The sequence below is a fragment of the Burkholderia contaminans genome (assembly GCF_029633825.1).
In the GTDB taxonomy this organism is placed as follows: domain Bacteria; phylum Pseudomonadota; class Gammaproteobacteria; order Burkholderiales; family Burkholderiaceae; genus Burkholderia; species Burkholderia contaminans.
In genome coordinates this window covers 2,532,562-2,549,615 of record NZ_CP090641.1, presented here as the reverse complement: position 1 = coordinate 2,549,615, position 17,054 = coordinate 2,532,562, and the positions used below count along the sequence as shown (strand labels likewise).

The following is a 17,054-nucleotide window of genomic DNA, read 5'->3' as shown; positions in this document are numbered from 1 at the left end:
CGACATACGCGGTGGAGTTCTTTAACCTCGTCGCAGGGGTTCCTTGAGCAGAATTTGATGTAAATCGTTTGCGCAGCAGAATCGGCTTGATGCATTCGGGAAAACGACAGGCTGCGGCACGTTCGTCGAACCGGCCGAGCCCGCCGCGATCCTTACTTCCGGCCTTCAACACTCACCAAAAGGCGGCTCATTCGTGCAAGCCCCACGACACGACCACCGCATGGATGTTTCGCGCGTATTCGTCCCGATAGCGCGGCGTTTCCGAGTGATAGGCGCCGATCGCCTGCCAGGTGTTCCCGTAGCGGACCATCTTGCGTTTCAGCATCCACGCCGCGACGTAGATGTTCACGCACGCATCCTTCAGCGCGCGTGGCGGCACGCCATAGCGGCGCAGTTCGCCGAAATGCACCGAGTTGATCTGGGTCTGGCCGACGTCGATGCTGCCGTCCGCGTTGCGATGCACGGCAGCCGGATTGCCCTTCGATTCGTACCAGGCGATCGCGCGCAGGATATGCGGGTTGACGCCCTGATAGCCGGCCGCGCGCTCGAAGCATTCGTTGCCGGGCGCGTCGTCGGCGGCACGCACCGGCGTGACGATGAGCGCGCTCAACACCAACATCGCGAACCACAGCCATGGCGTGCAACGTCGTTGCATCGACGCCGCTCCGGTTCGGGCCGTCACGTATCCGCCGTTTCGAATCCGCGGGCTCATGGCGTCATCGCCAGCGCTGCCGCGCCGGCCCCCGTCGTGCGCCGCTCGTGCGTGCTTTTCGCCAACGCGTCGTCGAGCTTCTTGTCCTCGGCGGCGAGGGCCGCGCGCGACTCGTCGGTCACGACGAGACGCACCTGCAATTCCGGCGCCTTCTTCGCGGGCGATGCGTGGCGCAGCTTCTTCGCGTGACGGCCGCCCGTCGGTGCGGGTGCCTGCACTTCGTCGTCGCCGCCCGCTCCCGGCGGCAGCGACGCGAATGGCGGCAGCGGTGGAAACACCTGGTTGGATGCAGCAGGGGCAAACGGCACGCCATCGCCGGGCGTCGCCGCACACGCGGTGCCGCACACGAACACGGCGGCACAGATCGACAGTCGTAGCATCGCGGGATCTCCTGTTATTGGCTCGGTCCGACCTGGACGCTGTACGGCCTGCAACTGCCGGCCGCGACGTTCTCGACGCGCACCGCCGCAGCACGCGGCGTCGCAATGCCGCGTTTGATCGACTGGTTCAGGTAGCCGAAATCCTGCGGCAGCGCAGCCACGCGAATCGTCATCGGTTGCGACTGCTTCGATGCCAGCGCGCCGACTTTCGCGAGCAACGCGGTCAACTGAGGATCGCGCGCACCAAGCGCATCGGCTGGTATGACGAAATCGACGAGCGACGTCGATGCGGACGGCGCATCGGTGTGCGTATTCGCGTCCTGGTGTGCGGGTTGAAGTTGGGCGCAGCCGGCTGACGTGACGAGCGCAGCGGCAAAGACAAGCATGACGAACGGTTTCACGTGTTTCTCTTGCGGTCACTGGACCTGCGTTATCGGCACCGCGCCCGCGATGTTTACCCCGATAACGCACGTGGCCCGCCGCACGGGGCCTCACGCCGTGGCGGCGATTCGTCCGATTTAAGCGCGCTTTGATCAGACGCCATTCATCCGATATTTGAGCGCGTCATGCGTGACAACGCGAGTGCCGCACGTGATCCGGCGCGTCAGAACTCCATGTCGAGTTCGTCGATGTCTTCGTGCTCCGCCTTCGCCGCATCGATCCACTCCGCGACGAACGGATGCGCGAGCACCTGCATGCAGTACTCGGCGATGTCGGGCTCGAGCTTCACGTCGTAGGTCAGGAAGCGCGTGACGACCGGCGCATACATCGCATCGGCGATGCCGATCTCCGCACCGAACAGCCAGGGGCCGCCGTATGCGGCCAGGCACTCGCGCCAGATCGTCACGATCCGCTCGATGTCGTGCTGCGCGCGCGACCAGATGCGGAAGCCGGGGAAATGCGCGCGCAGGTTCATCGGCAACGCGGAGCGCAATGCGCTGAAACCGGAATGCATCTCGCCGCAGATCGACCGGCAATGCGCGCGGGCTCTCCGGTCTTCCGGCAGCAATCGCGCCTGCGGCCGGACTTCGTTCAGGTACTCGGCGATCGCGAGCGTGTCCCACACCGTGTTGCCGTCGTGTGTGAGGCACGGCACGAGAATCGACGGCGACAACAGCAGCAACTCCGCGCGCGACGCGGCATCGATCGGCACGCTGACCGTTTCGAACGTGAGCCCGCTCAGCTTCGCGAGCAGCCAGCCGCGCATCGACCACGACGAGTAATTGCGGCTGCTGATGGTCAGCGTCGTCTGTCCTCCGGTGACTTCCATGTCGCTCCCCTGTTCAAGACCGTTCGTGCCCCTGCACCAAAACAGACGCCATGTGGCGCCACCCGCACCATGCCGGTGCCGCGCATTCGCCGAACTGGCGCAGCGCCGCACGCTGTCGCTGCACATGTCGCACGTCCGACCGGCCCGGCAACGCATCGCGCGCGGCTGCCGGCTGTCGCACGCCGCCTGCGTCGCCGCGTTCCCGAACCGCGTGCAACGCGCGTGCCAGCCGCAAGCTGGCACATCGCTTGCCTCGTTCCTTGCAACGCGGCACAACGAGCGACAGCCATGAATCTGCTTGCCTATCCGTTCTATCAATGGTCTGCAGAATGCACGCGTCCGGCGCGCGCATGGGCCGCCGCTACCCGCGCGACGATGTCGCTGTGGCCGCCCGCCACCGCGACGCCGACCGGCCGCATGCTCGACGCGCTGTGCGAACTGCTCGAATGCTGCGCGTTCTCGCATCGGCGTCCGCCGTTCGGCATCGCGTCGATCGTCGTCGACGGCGAAACGGTGCCGATCGTCGAGGAAGCCGCCGCGGGCACCCCGTTCGGCACGCTGCTGCATTTCCGCAAGGCGCGGCCGGTGGCGCGTCAGCCGCGCGTGCTGATCGTAGCTCCTATGTCCGGGCATTTCGCGACGCTGTTGCGCGGCACCGTGCATACGATGCTGGCCGACCACGACGTGTACATCACCGATTGGCACAACCCGCGCGACATCCCGCTGACGGCCGGACGGTTCGGCTTCGACGAATACGTCGCGCACGTGATCGACTTCATCCACCAGATCGGCCCGGATGCGCACGTGCTCGCGATCTGCCAGCCAACCGTTGCCGCGCTCGCGGCGGTTGCGCTGATGGCCGCCGGCGGCGATCCGGCGCAGCCCGCGAGCCTGACGCTGATGGCGGGGCCGATCGATTGCCGCGTGAATCCGACGAAGGTCAACGCGCTCGCAACGAGCCAGCCGATCGAATGGTTCGCGCGCAACCTGATCAGCGTCGTGCCGGCGGGCTTCGTCGGTGCGCAACGACGCGTGTATCCGGGTTTCGTGCAGGTCGGCGCGTTCATGTCGATGAATCCCGATCGCCATGCGGCATCGTTCGCCGATCTGTATTACCAGCGCGCGAAAGGCGACCCGGCAAAAGCCGACACGCTGCGGCACTTCTACGACGAATACTTCGCCACCGCCGATCTCACCGCGGAGTTCTATCTGGAAACGGTCGAGAAGGTGTTCCAGCAATACGCGCTCGCGCGCGGCGAGCTGACGGTCGGCGAGCGGCTCGTCGAGCCGGCGGCGATTCATCGCACCGCGCTGTTGACGATCGAAGGCGAGAAGGACGATATCTGCGCAGTGGGCCAGACGGTGGCCGCGCAGGAACTGTGTTCGGGGTTGCCGCCGTACCTGAAGACGCATCACGTACAGACGGGCGCAGGCCACTACGGCGTGTTCAACGGCAGCCGCTGGGAAACGCAGATCTATCCGATCGTGCGGGCGACGATTCACGACAACGAGCCGTACGATCGCACCGCGGGTGCGGAAGGCAACGAGGACGGCACGCATTACGTGACGCTGCGCGCGCTGCTCGATGCGCGCGCAACCATGAGCGAGGTGGCGACCGACACGCCGTCGCATCAAGCTCACTGAAGCCGGACGACGCTGAAAATGAAACGCCCCGCCGTTGATGGCGGGGCGTGCGTTGCTGCAGTGTGCGGACGACGCGCGAGGGAGCGGCTCGCGCGTCAGCCTGCGTTACGAACAGGCCTTGCCGTGCGACGCGTGGTAACCCTTCGCCTTCGCATCGGCTTCCGACATGTAGCTGCCGTGCTTCGTCTTGCCGTAGTACTTGTCGGTCGAGCAGTGGTAGACCTTCGTGCTGTCGTTCGCCCACACCTTGCCCGCGCCGCCGCCCGGCGCTGCCGCCGCGGTCGTTGCAGCCGCGCTCTTCGCCGGCGCGGTGCCGGACGCAGGGGCTGCTGCGGAAGCTGCCGTCGCCGGCGCTGCGGCCGGTGCGCTCGCGGCTGCCGCCGACGATGCGCCGTACCAGGTCTTCACACCCTTGTGGCCTGCGCACGCGCCCTTCTTCGATGCGCCCGAGTAGAACGAGCCGTCCTTGCACAGACCGGTCGTGCCGGCCGGCGCGCTGGCCGGAACCTGCGCGAATGCACCGATCGACATACCCATGCCAGCGACCAGCGCGGCGATCAACATCGTCTTTTTCATAGTCCTCTCCTGATTTGCCTGAATAAAGCCTGCGTTCCGGGTATCCCCGGGAAAGTCGCGGTTACCGCACCCAGCGGCACACGCGATGGTGGTGGTGATCGACATGACACACACGGTGCGAATGCGCTTCGGCCAGTGCCGGAGCGAGAACGGCACATGCCACTGCGGTGGCCGTCAGGATCTTCGCGATACGCTTCATGAAACTCTCCCGGGTAACTCAACCGGTGATCCGGCTGTACCTCCTTAACGCCGGTCGACGACAGGCCGTGCACCGCATCCCCCCGCAATTGACGATCTTTGACAACGTGGCGCCGTCAACGCATCGAAGCTGACGAATGTCTTTCTTTTCTTTCCGGATCTTCAGCATCGCGACCGTCAGGATCCGAAAGAATGTGACGAAGGGGAAAGCGGATCGCGGGTGCGCGCGGAGCCAACGGAAGCGCTCGGTGCGCCATAACGAAAAAACCGCCCGAAGGCGGTTTGTCGCAAGCGTGCACATCATGCGCGGCAGCTACGCCCCCGCCTCTCCCCACGGCGTCGGCGGCGGTACCGCGCATGGCCCCTCGACATCGATCGACGTGAAATCGGCGGGCCCGACGATCTCCAGGTACTCCATGTCCGGCGAGTAGTCGAACAGGTAGTGAACGATTCCCGGCGCCTGATGCACGCAGTCGCCGGCGCTCACCAGCGTCTCCCGTTCGCCGTACATGAAGCGCGCCCAGCCCTTCAGCATGATCACGATATGGAACTCGGCCTCGTGACGGTGCCAGCCGGTGCCCGCCTCCGGTGCATGATTCGCCCGGACGAGTTGCGCGACGACCTTGCCGTTCGTCGCGGCCGCGATGCCAAGATCGCGATACAGGAAGAAGTCGCGCAGGCCTTCGCCGTGATAGGCGGTGTCCTGCGGCTTCACATGGGAAAAGGCGGTGGGGGTCGGTGTGCTCATCGCGGTGCTCCTTCATCGAAAGGATCCCGCGTGACAAGCATTTAGCGTTCCAGTGTGCGGCGCCCCGGACAACCCGCGACGCCGCCTGCCGGCTTACTTCAACCGCCCCGACAGAAACTGCCCGAGCCGTTCGCTCTTCGGGTTCACGAGAATCTCCTGCGGATTCCCCTCTTCCTCGATCTTCCCCTGGTGCAGGAAGATCACGTGGTTCGACACGTTGCGCGCGAAACCCATCTCATGCGTGACGACGACCATCGTGCGGCCTTCCTCGGCGAGCTTCTGCATCACCTTCAGCACTTCGCCGACGAGCTCCGGATCGAGCGCCGACGTCGGCTCGTCGAACAGCATCACTTCCGGCTCCATCGCCAGCGCGCGTGCAATGGCCACACGCTGCTGCTGGCCGCCCGACAGGTGCGACGGATACATGCCCTCGACGCGCGGCGCGAGGCCAACCTTCTCCAGGTACTTGCGCGCCCGCGCGATCGCTTCGTCCTTGCCGACGCCGAGCACGGCCATCGGCGCTTCGATGATGTTCTCGAGCACCGTCATGTGGGCCCACAGGTTGAAGTGCTGGAACACCATCGACAGCTTCGTGCGCATCCGCTGCAGCTGCTTCTGGTCGGCCACGCGCAGCGAGCCGTTGCGGTCGCGCGTGGTCTGGATCGGCTCGCTGCCGATTGTGATCTGCCCCGAGCACGGCTGCTCGAGGAAGTTGATGCAGCGCAGGAACGTGCTCTTGCCGGATCCGCTCGAGCCGATGATGCTGATCACGTCGCCGGCCTTCGCCTTCATCGACACGCCCTTCAACACCTCGTTGTCGCCGAACTTCTTGTGCAGGTTGTCAACGGTAAGCTTGTACATGCTGGGTCCTTCCTTGCGAATCTTGCGAAAGCGTTAGTGGCCGCGCGGCGCGAGGTACGCGAGCCAGCGCGTCTCGAGCTTGCGGAACGCCCAGATGAGCGTGAATACGACGGCGGCGTACAGCACCGCCGCGATGCCGTAGGCCTGGAACGACATGTAGGTCGCCGAATTGACGTCGCGCGTGACCTTCAGGATGTCGGGCACGGTCGCGGTGAACGCGAGCGTCGTCGCGTGCAGCATCAGGATCACTTCATTGCTGTAGCTCGGCAGCGAGCGGCGCAGCGCGGAAGGCAGGATGATCCGCGTATAGAGCTTGAAGCGCGACATCCCGTAGGCCATGCCGGCTTCGATCTCGCCGGCCGACGTCGCCTTGATCGCCCCCGCGAAGATCTCGGTAGCATACGCGCACTCGTTCAGCACGAACGCGAGCAGCGTGCAGTTCATCGCGTTGCGGAAGAACGTGTCGAGCAGCACGTGGTTGTGCACGACCTGCAGGCTGTAGATGCCCGTGTAGCACATCAGCAGCTGCACGTAGAGCGGCGTGCCGCGAAACACGTACGTATAGAGCCACACCGGGCCGGAGATCCAGCGGTTCGACGAAGCGCGCGCGATCGCGAGCGGCACGGCGAGCGCGAAGCCGAACGCGATCGACACCACCAGCAGCCACAGCGTGATCGCGAGGCCGCTGAAGCGGTAGCCGTCGGTGTAGAGATAGCTTTGCCAGTACTGGCTGACGAGTTCGATCACAGTACGAGCCTCCGGACGCCGACGGAATAACGCTTCTCGAGGTGATGCAGCACGACGTTGGACACCGTCGTGATCGCGAGGTAGATCGCGCCTGCAGCCAGCGTGAAGAAGAAGAAATCGAGCGTGCTCTTGCCCGCGTCCTGCGACGCTTTCACCACGTCGGCAAGGCCGATGATCGACACGAGCGCGGTGGCCTTCACGAGCACCTGCCAGTTGTTGCCGATGCCGGGCAGCGCGAAGCGCATCATCTGCGGGAACAGGATGCGGCGGAACACGCGCCAGCCGCTCATCCCGTAAGCGAAGCCCGCTTCGAGCTGGCCGCGCGGCACCGCGAGGAACGCGCCGCGGAACGTCTCGGTGAAGTACGCGCCGTAGATGAAGCCGAGCGTGATGACGCCGGCCACGAACGGGTCGATGTCGATCTGGTCCCAGCCGAGCATGTCGGTGACGTTGTTCAGCAGGATCTGGATCCCGTAAAACAGCAGCAGCATCAGCACGAGGTCCGGCACCGCGCGGATCAGCGTCGTGTAGAAGGTGCCGATCGACTTGAGCATGCGGTTCGTCGACAGTTTCGCGCTTGCGCCGATGAGGCCCAGCACGAGCGACGCCGCGAGCGACAGCACCGCGAGCTTCACGGTTTCCACCGTGCCGGCCCACAACAGCGGGCCAAATCCTTGGAAGATCATAGGAGGGATCCAGAACGATGTGGCTGGATTGTCAATAGCCATTACCCGCGCATCAAACGATATCTGCGCACTACCTGATGCAGCCTGCTCATCAAGTCGGACGCATCGCGCGAAGCGGGTTGCACCCACGACAGGCGCGGCGCGCACCGCAACCGATGCGCGCCGCGGGGGGAATCAACCGCCGTAGACGTCGAACGCGAAGTACTTCTTCTCGAGCTTCTTGTACGTGCCGTCCTTGATGATGTCGGCGATCGCGTGGTCGATCTTCGCCTTCAGGTCGGCGTCGTCCTTGCGCAGCCCGATGCCGGCGCCGTTGCCGAGCGTCTTCGGATCGTCGATGTCCTTGCCGGCGAACTCGAAGTTCGCGCCGCGCGGCGTCTTCAGGAAGCCGATGTCGGCCTGCACCGCGTCCTGCAGCGCCGCGTCGAGGCGGCCCGACATCAGGTCCTGGTACACGCCGTCCTGGTTCTGGTAAGGCACGACCTGCACGCCCTTCGGCGCCCAGTAGGCCTTTGCGTAGGTTTCCTGGATGGTGCCCTGCTCGACACCGACCGACTTGCCCTTCAGCGATTCGGCCGTCGGCTGCAGGTTCGTGCCCTTCTTCGCGACGAGGCGCGTCGGCGTGTTGAACAGCTTGTCGGAGAACGCGATCTGCTCGGCACGCGCCGGCGTCATCGACATCGACGACAGCACGCCGTCGAACTTCTTCGCCTTCAGCGCGGGAATCATCCCGTCGAAGTCGTTCTCGATCCACACGCATTTCGCCTTCAGGCGGGCGCAGATCTCGTTGCCGAGATCGACGTCGAAGCCGACGACCTTGCCGCTTGCGTCCTTCGATTCGAACGGCGGATAGCTGGCGTCGACGCCAAACCGGATCGTCGACCAATCCTTGGCGTGGGCACCGACCGCGATGCAGGCAAGGGCAATACTGAGCGCGAGTTTCTTCATGGCGTTCCTGTCAGAGGCGAACTGGGCGGGGTCCCGTCGGGCGGCGCCGCCGTGAACCCTTCCAACCCGGAGTCCGCCCCTTCCGGCGACACCCCAAGTTGTACATACAACTTTGCCTTTTCAGAAGGTGCGCCAGCAATCCGTGTTTATCTCTAATTGTCGGTTCAATAGGATCGTGGGTCGCAAATTTCCTTATATTTCAATTAATTGCGAATTACATCGAGCTAAACAACAGCTTTCTCCGCGCGCCGGCGCACGGCCGGACGCGCGATTTCAGTTGTCTAGACCTGCCGATACCGCGCCGCGCGGCCCGTCCGCCATGCCGACCGTTTCCAGGCCGACCAGCCGGTAGCCGAACTGCAGCTCCGTCAGCAGGTGCCGCGGCCGCGCCGGCACCGGTTCGAGCTTCTGCCGCAGGTTCGTCATGTACACGCGCACGTAGTGCGCGCGGTCCGCGTCGTGGATGCCCCAGACTTCCGCCAGCAATTGCCGCGCGGCAATCACGCCGCCGCGCGCGCGGATCAGCGCGGCGAGCAGCCGGAATTCGAGGCGCGTCAGGTGAACGGGCTCGCCGCCGCGCGCCACTTCGTGGCGGCCGAGATCGACGGTCACGTCGCCGAACCGCACGATCGACGACGATTGACCGTCGGCCGACACGAACGCCGCGCGCCGCAACTGCGCGCGTGCCCGTGCGAGCAGTTCGGGCACGCCGAACGGCTTCGGCAGGTAGTCGTCCGCGCCCGCATCGAGCGCCGCGACCTTCTCCACTTCCTGCTGCCGCGCCGACAGCACGATCACCGGCACCGTCGACCATTCGCGCAACTCGCGGATGAAGGTCTTGCCGTCGTCGTCCGGCAGCCCGAGATCGACGATCACGAGATCGGGCTTGCTGCTCGACGCATACATCCGCGCCTCGCGGGCCGTCGACGCCTCGCAGGTGTCGAGCCCTTCCTGTTCCAGCGCCATCCGCACGAAGCGGCGGATGTCCGACTCGTCCTCGACGATAAGTACGCGCGATCTGATCATGTCCGGCTCTCGTGTTCGATATCGGGCGGCGCGCCCAGTGGCAGGCGAATCTCGAACCGCGCGCCGTGCGGATCGAGCGGCACCGCGCGGATCGAGCCGCCGTGCGCGTTGACGATGCTGCGGCACAGCGCGAGCCCGAGCCCGACGCCGCTGATCGACGATTCCTTGCGCTCTCGCTCGAACGGCTCGAACAGCGGCTCGGTGTTGCGCGCAATGAAGCCGGGCCCGTCGTCCTCGACGAATACGTACAGCGTTTCGCCGAACACGCGCGCGCGCACCGCCACGGCCGCGTCCGTGCCCGCGTACTTCGCCGCGTTGTCGAGCAGGTTCATCAGCACGCGCTCGATCAGCAGCGCATCGACGTCGATCAGCGGCAGGTCGGCCGGCAAGTCGGCGCTCACGTCGCGGCCGGCCAGCACGCCGGCCGAATGCGCGAGCGCGCTGCCGACGATCTCGTCGAGCATGTGCCACTCGCGATTCAGCCGCACGCCCTCGCTCTGCATGCGCGCGAGGTCGAGCAGGTTCACGACGAGCCCGTGCAGCGCCTCCGCCTGGTTGCGGATGCCGTGCGCGAGTGCGGCCGGCTGCCCGTCGGCCAGCCGCTCGGGCCGCTCCAGTGTCTCGGCGAGCCCGCGGATCGCGGTCAGCGGCGTCTTCAGGTCGTGCGATACCGCGGCAAGCAGCGCGTTGCGTAGCCGCTCGCCTTCGATGCGGACCAGCGTGTGCTGCGCGACGCCGACGTAGTGCACGCGTTCGAGCGCCATCGCGATCGACGAGCACAGCGCGTCGATCAGGCGGCGATCGTCGGGATCGGTGGGGACCGGCTGCGCGTCGCCGAACAGCACGAGCACGCCGCGCACGCGCATCGGCGCCTTCAGCGGCAGGTACTGCGCGGCCGCGCGCTCGAACGGCGGCATTCCGCACCCGGCGCCGCGCGCATGCTCGTAGACCCAGCGGGCGATCGGTGCTTCGACGAACCGGGCGTGCTGCGCCGGCATCAGATGGTCATTTGCATCCGGCAGCACGAGCGCGACGCGCACGCCGAGCAGCGGCGCGATCGTGCCGGTGCAGATCGATGCGATCTGCTCGGTCTCGATCGCGGCCGACAGGTCATGCGCGACACGCGCCAGCGCCGCCGAGCGTTTCTCGTTCGCGCGTGCGGCCCGCGCCTCCGCACGCAGGCGCGCCGCGAGCTGGCCGATCGCGAGCGCGACGGCCAGCATCAGCGCAAACGTGAACACGTACTGCGTATCGGACACCGCGAACGACAGCCTCGGCTCGACGAAGAAGAAGTCGAAGCAGCCGACGCACACGAACGCGGCCCACGCGCCGGCGAGCCGGCCGAGCCGCAGCGCGATCAGCACGACGGTCATCAGGAACAGCATCACGACGTTCGACAGGTCGAACACGCGCAGCAGCGCGCTCGCCGCGAGTGTGGCCAGCGCGCACACGAGCGTGGCGAGCAGCAGCGGCGCCGCGTACTGCGACACCCATACGTGCGTGCGCGGATGCGCTTCGCGCACGGCCAGCGCCGGCTGCGTGTCGGGTCCGGCGCCCGCGATGCGGTCGGCCAGTGCCGCGCATGCGCGCAGCATGCCGCGCCAGCGGTCGCGACCCACGCCGTCACCACTGAGGCGGGCAGCGGTGTCACGCTGCCCCGTTGTCCGTCGATTCGCTTCGCTCACGTTCACATTCACATCCATGATCGCTTCCGGCAATTGAAACGCCGAACGGCCCCGCGCACGCCATGAAGGCATGAGCGGGGCCGCGACGGCGCGTTCGGTCAGATAAACGGCGTCAACAGCATGTCGATCAGCTTGATGCCGATGAACGGCGCGACGATCCCGCCCACGCCGTAGATCAGCAGGTTGCGCCCCAGCAGCTTCTCGGCCGGCTCCGCGCGATACTTCACGCCTTTCAGTGCAAGCGGGATCAACGCAACGATGATCAGCGCGTTGAAGATCACCGCCGACAGGATCGCCGACGTCGGGCTGTGCAGCCCCATCACGTTCAGCGCGCCGAGCGCCGGATACGTCGCGACGAACGCGGCCGGGATGATCGCGAAATACTTCGCGAGATCGTTGGCCACGCTGAACGTGGTCAGCGCGCCGCGCGTCATGATCATCTGCTTGCCGACCTCGACCACCTGCATCAGCTTGGTCGGGTTGCTGTCGAGGTCGACCATGTTGGCCGCCTCCTTCGCCGCCTGCGTGCCGCTGTGCATCGCGACCGCCACGTCGGCCTGCGCGAGCGCGGGTGCGTCGTTGGTGCCGTCGCCGGTCATCGCGACGAGATGGCCCTTCGCCTGGTGCTCGCGGATCAGCCGCAGCTTGTCCTCGGGCGTCGCTTCGGCGAGGTAGTCGTCGACGCCGGCTTCCGCCGCGATCGCGGCCGCGGTGAGCCGGTTGTCGCCGGTGATCATCACGGTCTTCACGCCGACCTTGCGCAGCTCGGCGAAACGCGCGGCGATCCCGTGCTTGACGATGTCCTTCAGCTCGATCGCACCGAGCACGCGGAAACCGTCGGCCACGACGAGCGGCGTACCGCCGCGTCGCGCGATGTCGTTGACGGCCGTCTCGACCGCTTGAGGAAACACGCCGCCGAGCGCATCGACATGCGCGCGGATCGCGGACGCCGCGCCCTTGCGCACCTGACGCTCGCCGATATCGAGGCCGCTCATCCGCGTGCGTGCGCTGAACGGCACGGTGATGCTGCCGGCGACTGCCGCCACGTCCAGCGAGAAGCGCTGCTTCGCGAGCGCGACGATCGAACGCCCTTCCGGAGTCTCGTCGGCAAGCGACGACAGTTGCGCGGCCTCGGCCAGCGCGCGCTCGTCCACGCCCGGCGCCGGCCGGAACTGCACGGCTTCGCGGTTGCCGAGCGTGATCGTGCCGGTCTTGTCGAGCAGCAGCACATCGACGTCGCCGGCCGCCTCGATCGCGCGGCCCGACGTCGCGAGCACGTTCGCGCGCATCATGCGGCTCATCCCCGCGATGCCGATCGCCGACAGCAGCGCACCGATCGTCGTCGGGATCAGGCACACGAGCAGCGCGATCAGCACGGTCAGGCTCACCGCCGTGCCCGACGCGTTCAGCAGCACGCTGAACTGCGAGAACGGCAGCAGCGTCACGCACACGAGCAGGAAGATGATCGTCAGCGCGACGAGCAGGATCGTCAGTGCGACCTCGTTCGGCGTCTTGCCGCGCTTCGCGCCTTCGACCATCGCGATCATCCGGTCGAGAAATGCCTCGCCCGGTTGCGCGGTGATCTTCACGATGATCCAGTCGGACAGCACGCGCGTACCGCCCGTCACCGACGAGAAATCGCCGCCCGACTCGCGGATCACCGGCGCGGATTCGCCGGTGATCGCCGATTCGTCGACCGACGCGACGCCGTCGATCACTTCGCCGTCGGCCGGAATCGTGTCGCCGGCTTCGACGAGCACGATGCTGCCGGCCGCAAGCTCGTCGCTCGGCACGCGATGGCTGGTGCTGCCGAATTGCTTCGGCTCGTCGAGCACCTTCGCATACACGCGCTTGCGCGCCGCACGCAGCGCGTCGGCCTGCGCCTTGCCGCGCCCTTCGGCGAGCGCCTCGGCTGCATTCGCGAACAGCACGGTGAACCACAGCCAGCACGCGACCGCGAAGATGAAGCCGGCCGGCGCGTCGCCGGTGCCGGTCAGCGCCTGCAGCCACAGCACGGTCGTGACGATGCTGCCGAGATACACGACGAACATCACGGGGTTCTTCAACTGCACGCGCGGCGCGAGCTTGCGGAATGCCTCGCGCAGCACGGCCGTCCAGCGCATCGGCGGCACGCCGCCGACCGGCATCGCCACTGGATTGATCGGGGTTTCGATATGGGACATGAGTGACTCCGTGGTTCCTGCTATTGCTTCGCGCCGGCCGCGTGACCGAATGCGCGGTCCAGCGCGAGGTTCAGGTCGAGCACGCGCACGCGCGGTTCGCCGAGCACGCCGAGCTGGCGCGGCAGGGCGATCCGGTCGACGAGCACCGCAACCTGCGCGGCATCGACGCCGCGCGCCTGCGCGACCCGCGCCGCCTGCAGCCGCGCGTTCGCGACCGAGATCTCGGGATCGAGCCCCGACGCCGATGCGGTCACCGCATCCGCCGGCACCGGCGTGCCGGCGGCGAGCGCGTTCTCCTGCCGGTAGGCGCGCACACGCTGTGCGATATCCGCGAGCAGCTTCTTGCTCGTAGCGCCTTGGTTGCTCGCGCCGCTGCCGGCTGCGTTATACGGCTGGTCGACCGTCTTCGACGGATCGGCCGGATCGGTGCCGACCGTCGCGCTCGGCCGCCCGTGGAAGTAGCCGGCACGCGTGAAGTTCTGCCCGATCACGGCCGAGCCGACCGTCGTGCCGTTGCGCTGCACGAGACTGCCGCGCGCCTGCGACGGGAACAGCATGTTCGCGGCGCCCGTGGTGAGCAGCGGATACGCGACACCCGTGACGAGCATGAACAGCACCGACGACGCGATCACGGGCCGCACGAGGCCGCGCGTCGCCGCGCCGAACGAAGAACCGGGTGCCGGCGCGGCGGCGGCCGCTGCCTGGCGATTGCCTTGCATCATGATGTTTTCCTCAGAACAGTTGGCCGCCCGACATCATCAGGTGCTCGACGACCGGGCCGAGCGCGAGCGCCGGCAGGAACGTGAGACCACCGACGACCAGGATCACGAAGACCAGCAGGCCGGCGAACAGGCCCGTCGACGTCGACAGCGTGCCCGCGCTTTCCGGCACGCGCTTCTTCGCGGCGAGGCTGCCCGCGACCGCGAGCATCGGCAGCAGCGTCAGGTAGCGGCCGATCAGCATCGCGAAGCCGATCGTCGTATTGAAGAACGGCGTGTTCGCGTTCAGGCCCGCGAACGCGGAGCCGTTGTTGGCCGTGCCCGACGTATACGCGTACAGCACTTCGCTGAAGCCGTGCGGGCCGAGGTTCGCGAGGCTGTCCATCGTCGAATGCAGCATCGACGCCACCGCGGTGAAGCCGAGGATGCTGAACGGATGCGCGAGCACCGCGAGCATCACGAGCTTCATCTCGCGCGCCTCGATCTTCTTGCCGAGGAATTCCGGCGTGCGCCCGATCATCATCCCGACCAGGAACACCGTGAGGATCGCGAACGTGAACAGGTTGATCAGCCCGACGCCGTCGCCGCCGAACACGTTGTTCAGCATCATCTGCGCGATCGGCACGAGCCCGCCGAGCGGTGTCAGCGAGTCATGCATCGCATCGACCGACCCGGTGGTCGCGGCCGTCGTGACGGTGGCGAACAGGCTCGTCTGCGCGATGCCGAAGCGCATCTCCTTGCCTTCCATGTTGCCGCCCGGCTGCGTGGCGCTCGGTTGCTGGTCGACGCCGAGCCCGGTCACGAGCGGATTGCCGTGCTGCTCGGCCGAATAGATCACGGCCAGGAAGCCGACGAACATCACGACGAAGGCGGCGAGGATCACCCAGCCCTGGCGGCGCCGGCCGATCATCGTGCCGAGCGCATAGGTGAGCGCGGACGGAATCAGCAGCATCGACAGCATGTGCAGCGTGTTGGTGAGCGGCGTCGGGTTTTCGAACGGATGCGCGGCGTTCATGCTGAAGAAGCCGCCGCCGTTCGTGCCGATGTGCTTGATCGATTCGAGGCTGGCTACGGGCCCCATCACGATCTGCTGGCGCGCGCCTTCGAGCGTGGTCGCCCATGCGTCGGACGCGAGCGTCTGCGGCATGCCCTGCCACACGTACACGAGCGCCATCACGAAGCTGAGCGGCAGCAGCACGCGATAGGTCACGCGCGTGAAGTCGACCCAGTAGTTGCCGATGTCCGCCGCGCTCTTGCGGCTCAGCCCGCGGATGAAGCCGCCCGCGGCCGCGACGCCGGTCGCCGCGCTGGCCACCATCAGGAACGTGATGACGGCCATCTGCGAGAAGTTCGACAGGCTGCTTTCGCCCGCATACGCCTGCCAGTTCGTGTTCGTGATGAACGACGCGGCGGTGTTGAACGCGAGGTCGGGGCTTTGCGACGCGCGCCGCAGCGCATCGAACGGCAGCGTGTCCTGGATGCGCAGCAGCAGGTAGCCGAGCAGCATCATCCCGGCATTGCTAAGCAGCAGCACCATCCCGTAGCGCTGCCACGACATCGCTTCGTCGGGGTTCACGCCGAGCAGCGCATAGGTACGGCGTTCGACCCACGCGTGGCGCGGGCTCGTAAAGGCGTGCGCGAGCCATTTCCCGACGACGGGCACCAGCGCCAGCATGATCGCGAGAACGATCGCGAATTGAATGAGATTGTTGAACATGTCGACGCTCGCTCAGATCCGGTCAAGGCCGGTGATGAAACCCGCCGTCAACGCAAAGAACGCGAGCGTGAACAGAATGAAAAGCAGATCGCTCATGACATTCACCGATATTTTCGAATTCCTGTTGAATCGCGCCGATCAATACCGCTCGGGTTGGATCAACGCATGAAACAGATAGATAAAGAGCGCGAGCGACAATGCGCCGGTGATCCACAACATGGCTTTCCCCTTTTTTCTGTATGCGCGGCAACGCCGCGCGATCGTCGGCGCATCGGGCCTCGCCGCGCTGGCGCAGGCCCGTGTGACGCCCCCATGCTCAGTTGGCGAATGGGATGCGACAGTGTAGAAATCCGCGTATCAAAGCGGTGTTCAATTTCCTTACGCAAAGTAAAAAAGCCGTAAAGACGAAAGCCGGCGGCGATGGCGTTTTTATGCGTTCTTTTCAGGGCCAATACGAGTCTATACACCGTATCTTCACCGCCATTCCTAGAATGGGCGGCATGTCCAAGACGAGATCTCCGCGGTGCGGAGCACGATGCGACCCGGGGATGCCAGCATGAAACCGACCAGAACCGAATCCGCCGCTTCACGCGATCTCCCGCCCGTTCGTGCACGGCGCCGGCACCCTGCCGACGAGCTCGTGCTGCTGTCGATCCGCGTCGAATCGGACAACCTCGCCGTCGTGCGGCGCCTGCTGCACCAGGCGGTCGGCGCCGCGCTCAACCTCTACACGGCCGCGATCGACAACCGCACCGGGCGCGCGTGTATCGAGCTCGAAGTCGCACGGTCGCAGGCCTCGCCCGCGATCCTGTCGATCCTCCGCCTGTTGCCGGCCGCCGAGTTCGGCACGATCCGCCTGCTGCTGCACTAGCCGGCATCCGATGCGGCCGCGCGTGACACGTGTCACGCGCCCGCTCCCCTTTCATCGATTCGAACGCGCGTCTGCGGTGCGAA

Annotated in this window: 19 protein-coding genes; 3 read left to right on the top strand and 16 right to left on the bottom strand. The window is 66.2% G+C overall.

Going from position 1 to position 17,054, the window contains the following annotated elements:
- Positions 1-187 precede the first annotated feature (187 nt).
- From LXE91_RS29160 to LXE91_RS29145, 4 genes are all read right to left on the bottom strand, one after another.
- Positions 188-619, bottom strand: coding sequence for a lytic transglycosylase domain-containing protein (locus LXE91_RS29160; protein ID WP_039344980.1), 432 nt, complete (start codon positions 617-619; stop codon positions 188-190).
- Between the two features lie 89 nt (positions 620-708).
- A complete protein-coding gene (locus LXE91_RS29155) occupies positions 709-1,092 on the bottom strand; it encodes a hypothetical protein (protein WP_046196679.1) in 384 nt (127 codons plus the stop codon).
- Between the two features lie 14 nt (positions 1,093-1,106).
- Positions 1,107-1,478: a hypothetical protein gene (locus tag LXE91_RS29150; RefSeq protein ID WP_039344989.1), complete on the bottom strand. Its 372-nt coding sequence runs from the start codon at positions 1,476-1,478 to the stop codon at positions 1,107-1,109.
- A 218-nt stretch (positions 1,479-1,696) separates the two neighbouring features.
- Positions 1,697-2,362 (bottom strand): glutathione S-transferase family protein, encoded by a 666-nt coding sequence (locus tag LXE91_RS29145; protein ID WP_039344901.1) that lies wholly within the window; start codon positions 2,360-2,362, stop codon positions 1,697-1,699.
- Between the two features lie 288 nt (positions 2,363-2,650).
- Between LXE91_RS29145 and LXE91_RS29140 the strand changes: the two genes are divergently transcribed.
- Positions 2,651-4,006, top strand: coding sequence for a polyhydroxyalkanoate depolymerase (locus tag LXE91_RS29140; RefSeq protein WP_039344904.1), 1,356 nt, complete (start codon positions 2,651-2,653; stop codon positions 4,004-4,006).
- Between the two features lie 105 nt (positions 4,007-4,111).
- Here LXE91_RS29140 and LXE91_RS29135 read toward each other — a convergent pair whose 3' ends face one another.
- The 12 genes from LXE91_RS29135 to kdpA form a co-directional block, all read right to left on the bottom strand.
- Entirely contained in the window at positions 4,112-4,582 is a 471-nt protein-coding gene (locus tag LXE91_RS29135; RefSeq protein WP_039344907.1) for a DUF3761 domain-containing protein, read from the bottom strand.
- Between the two features lie 61 nt (positions 4,583-4,643).
- Entirely contained in the window at positions 4,644-4,781 is a 138-nt protein-coding gene (locus LXE91_RS29130; protein ID WP_167316040.1) for an HHHH-motif protein, read from the bottom strand.
- Between the two features lie 312 nt (positions 4,782-5,093).
- A complete protein-coding gene (locus LXE91_RS29125) occupies positions 5,094-5,528 on the bottom strand; it encodes a cupin domain-containing protein (protein ID WP_039344912.1) in 435 nt (144 codons plus the stop codon).
- A 93-nt stretch (positions 5,529-5,621) separates the two neighbouring features.
- Positions 5,622-6,389, bottom strand: coding sequence for an ABC transporter ATP-binding protein (locus LXE91_RS29120; protein WP_039344915.1), 768 nt, complete (start codon positions 6,387-6,389; stop codon positions 5,622-5,624).
- Positions 6,390-6,422: 33 nt separating this feature from the next.
- Complete coding sequence (locus LXE91_RS29115; protein WP_039344918.1) at positions 6,423-7,136, bottom strand: ABC transporter permease; 714 nt, start codon at positions 7,134-7,136, stop codon at positions 6,423-6,425.
- Positions 7,133-7,822, bottom strand: coding sequence for an ABC transporter permease (locus tag LXE91_RS29110; protein WP_039344921.1), 690 nt, complete (start codon positions 7,820-7,822; stop codon positions 7,133-7,135). Before LXE91_RS29110 ends, LXE91_RS29115 begins: the two co-directional genes overlap by 4 nt.
- Before the next feature lie 174 nt (positions 7,823-7,996).
- The gene (locus LXE91_RS29105; RefSeq protein WP_039344924.1) at positions 7,997-8,770 is read right to left on the bottom strand and encodes an ABC transporter substrate-binding protein; all 774 of its coding nucleotides are present in this window, start codon (positions 8,768-8,770) and stop codon (positions 7,997-7,999) included.
- 273 nt (positions 8,771-9,043) lie between these two features.
- On the bottom strand, positions 9,044-9,796 hold the full coding sequence (locus tag LXE91_RS29100; protein WP_039344926.1) for a response regulator: 753 nt from the start codon (positions 9,794-9,796) through the stop codon (positions 9,044-9,046).
- The gene (locus LXE91_RS29095) at positions 9,793-11,499 is read right to left on the bottom strand and encodes a DUF4118 domain-containing protein (protein ID WP_039344929.1); all 1,707 of its coding nucleotides are present in this window, start codon (positions 11,497-11,499) and stop codon (positions 9,793-9,795) included. The genes LXE91_RS29100 and LXE91_RS29095 overlap by 4 nt, the downstream gene beginning before the upstream one ends.
- 80 nt (positions 11,500-11,579) lie before the next feature.
- A complete protein-coding gene (gene kdpB, locus LXE91_RS29090) occupies positions 11,580-13,628 on the bottom strand; it encodes a potassium-transporting ATPase subunit KdpB (protein ID WP_046196681.1) in 2,049 nt (682 codons plus the stop codon).
- Positions 13,629-13,684: 56 nt separating this feature from the next.
- Positions 13,685-14,386, bottom strand: a complete 702-nt coding sequence (kdpC, locus tag LXE91_RS29085) for a potassium-transporting ATPase subunit KdpC (RefSeq protein WP_039344932.1) — start codon at positions 14,384-14,386, stop codon at positions 13,685-13,687.
- A 10-nt stretch (positions 14,387-14,396) separates the two neighbouring features.
- Positions 14,397-16,100, bottom strand: coding sequence for a potassium-transporting ATPase subunit KdpA (kdpA, locus tag LXE91_RS29080; protein ID WP_039344935.1), 1,704 nt, complete (start codon positions 16,098-16,100; stop codon positions 14,397-14,399).
- Between kdpA and LXE91_RS29075 the strand changes: the two genes are divergently transcribed.
- Both LXE91_RS29075 and LXE91_RS29070 read left to right on the top strand, forming a co-directional pair.
- Complete coding sequence (locus LXE91_RS29075) at positions 16,080-16,502, top strand: hypothetical protein (RefSeq protein WP_232352823.1); 423 nt, start codon at positions 16,080-16,082, stop codon at positions 16,500-16,502. The two genes, kdpA and LXE91_RS29075, sit on opposite strands and share 21 nt — an antisense overlap.
- Before the next feature lie 154 nt (positions 16,503-16,656).
- On the top strand, positions 16,657-16,971 hold the full coding sequence (locus LXE91_RS29070; protein WP_046196682.1) for a hypothetical protein: 315 nt from the start codon (positions 16,657-16,659) through the stop codon (positions 16,969-16,971).
- Positions 16,972-17,054: the final 83 nt, after the last annotated feature.

Excerpts from the sequence above, each read along its gene's own strand:
- LXE91_RS29160 (WP_039344980.1), bottom strand. The coding sequence starts at position 619 with ATGTTGGTGTTGAGCGCGCTCATCGTCACGCCGGTGCGTGCCGCCGAC.
- LXE91_RS29155 (WP_046196679.1), bottom strand. The coding sequence starts at position 1,092 with ATGCTACGACTGTCGATCTGTGCCGCCGTGTTCGTGTGCGGCACCGCG.
- LXE91_RS29150 (WP_039344989.1), bottom strand. The coding sequence starts at position 1,478 with ATGCTTGTCTTTGCCGCTGCGCTCGTCACGTCAGCCGGCTGCGCCCAA.
- LXE91_RS29145 (WP_039344901.1), bottom strand. The coding sequence starts at position 2,362 with ATGGAAGTCACCGGAGGACAGACGACGCTGACCATCAGCAGCCGCAAT.
- LXE91_RS29140 (WP_039344904.1), top strand. The coding sequence starts at position 2,651 with ATGAATCTGCTTGCCTATCCGTTCTATCAATGGTCTGCAGAATGCACG.
- LXE91_RS29135 (WP_039344907.1), bottom strand. The coding sequence starts at position 4,582 with ATGAAAAAGACGATGTTGATCGCCGCGCTGGTCGCTGGCATGGGTATG.
- LXE91_RS29130 (WP_167316040.1), bottom strand. The coding sequence starts at position 4,781 with ATGAAGCGTATCGCGAAGATCCTGACGGCCACCGCAGTGGCATGTGCC.
- LXE91_RS29125 (WP_039344912.1), bottom strand. The coding sequence starts at position 5,528 with ATGAGCACACCGACCCCCACCGCCTTTTCCCATGTGAAGCCGCAGGAC.
- LXE91_RS29120 (WP_039344915.1), bottom strand. The coding sequence starts at position 6,389 with ATGTACAAGCTTACCGTTGACAACCTGCACAAGAAGTTCGGCGACAAC.
- LXE91_RS29110 (WP_039344921.1), bottom strand. The coding sequence starts at position 7,822 with ATGATCTTCCAAGGATTTGGCCCGCTGTTGTGGGCCGGCACGGTGGAA.
- LXE91_RS29105 (WP_039344924.1), bottom strand. The coding sequence starts at position 8,770 with ATGAAGAAACTCGCGCTCAGTATTGCCCTTGCCTGCATCGCGGTCGGT.
- LXE91_RS29100 (WP_039344926.1), bottom strand. The coding sequence starts at position 9,796 with ATGATCAGATCGCGCGTACTTATCGTCGAGGACGAGTCGGACATCCGC.
- LXE91_RS29095 (WP_039344929.1), bottom strand. The coding sequence starts at position 11,499 with ATGGATGTGAATGTGAACGTGAGCGAAGCGAATCGACGGACAACGGGG.
- kdpB (WP_046196681.1), bottom strand. The coding sequence starts at position 13,628 with ATGCCGGTCGGCGGCGTGCCGCCGATGCGCTGGACGGCCGTGCTGCGC.
- kdpC (WP_039344932.1), bottom strand. The coding sequence starts at position 14,386 with ATGATGCAAGGCAATCGCCAGGCAGCGGCCGCCGCCGCGCCGGCACCC.
- kdpA (WP_039344935.1), bottom strand. The coding sequence starts at position 16,100 with ATGTTCAACAATCTCATTCAATTCGCGATCGTTCTCGCGATCATGCTG.
- LXE91_RS29070 (WP_046196682.1), top strand. The coding sequence starts at position 16,657 with ATGAAACCGACCAGAACCGAATCCGCCGCTTCACGCGATCTCCCGCCC.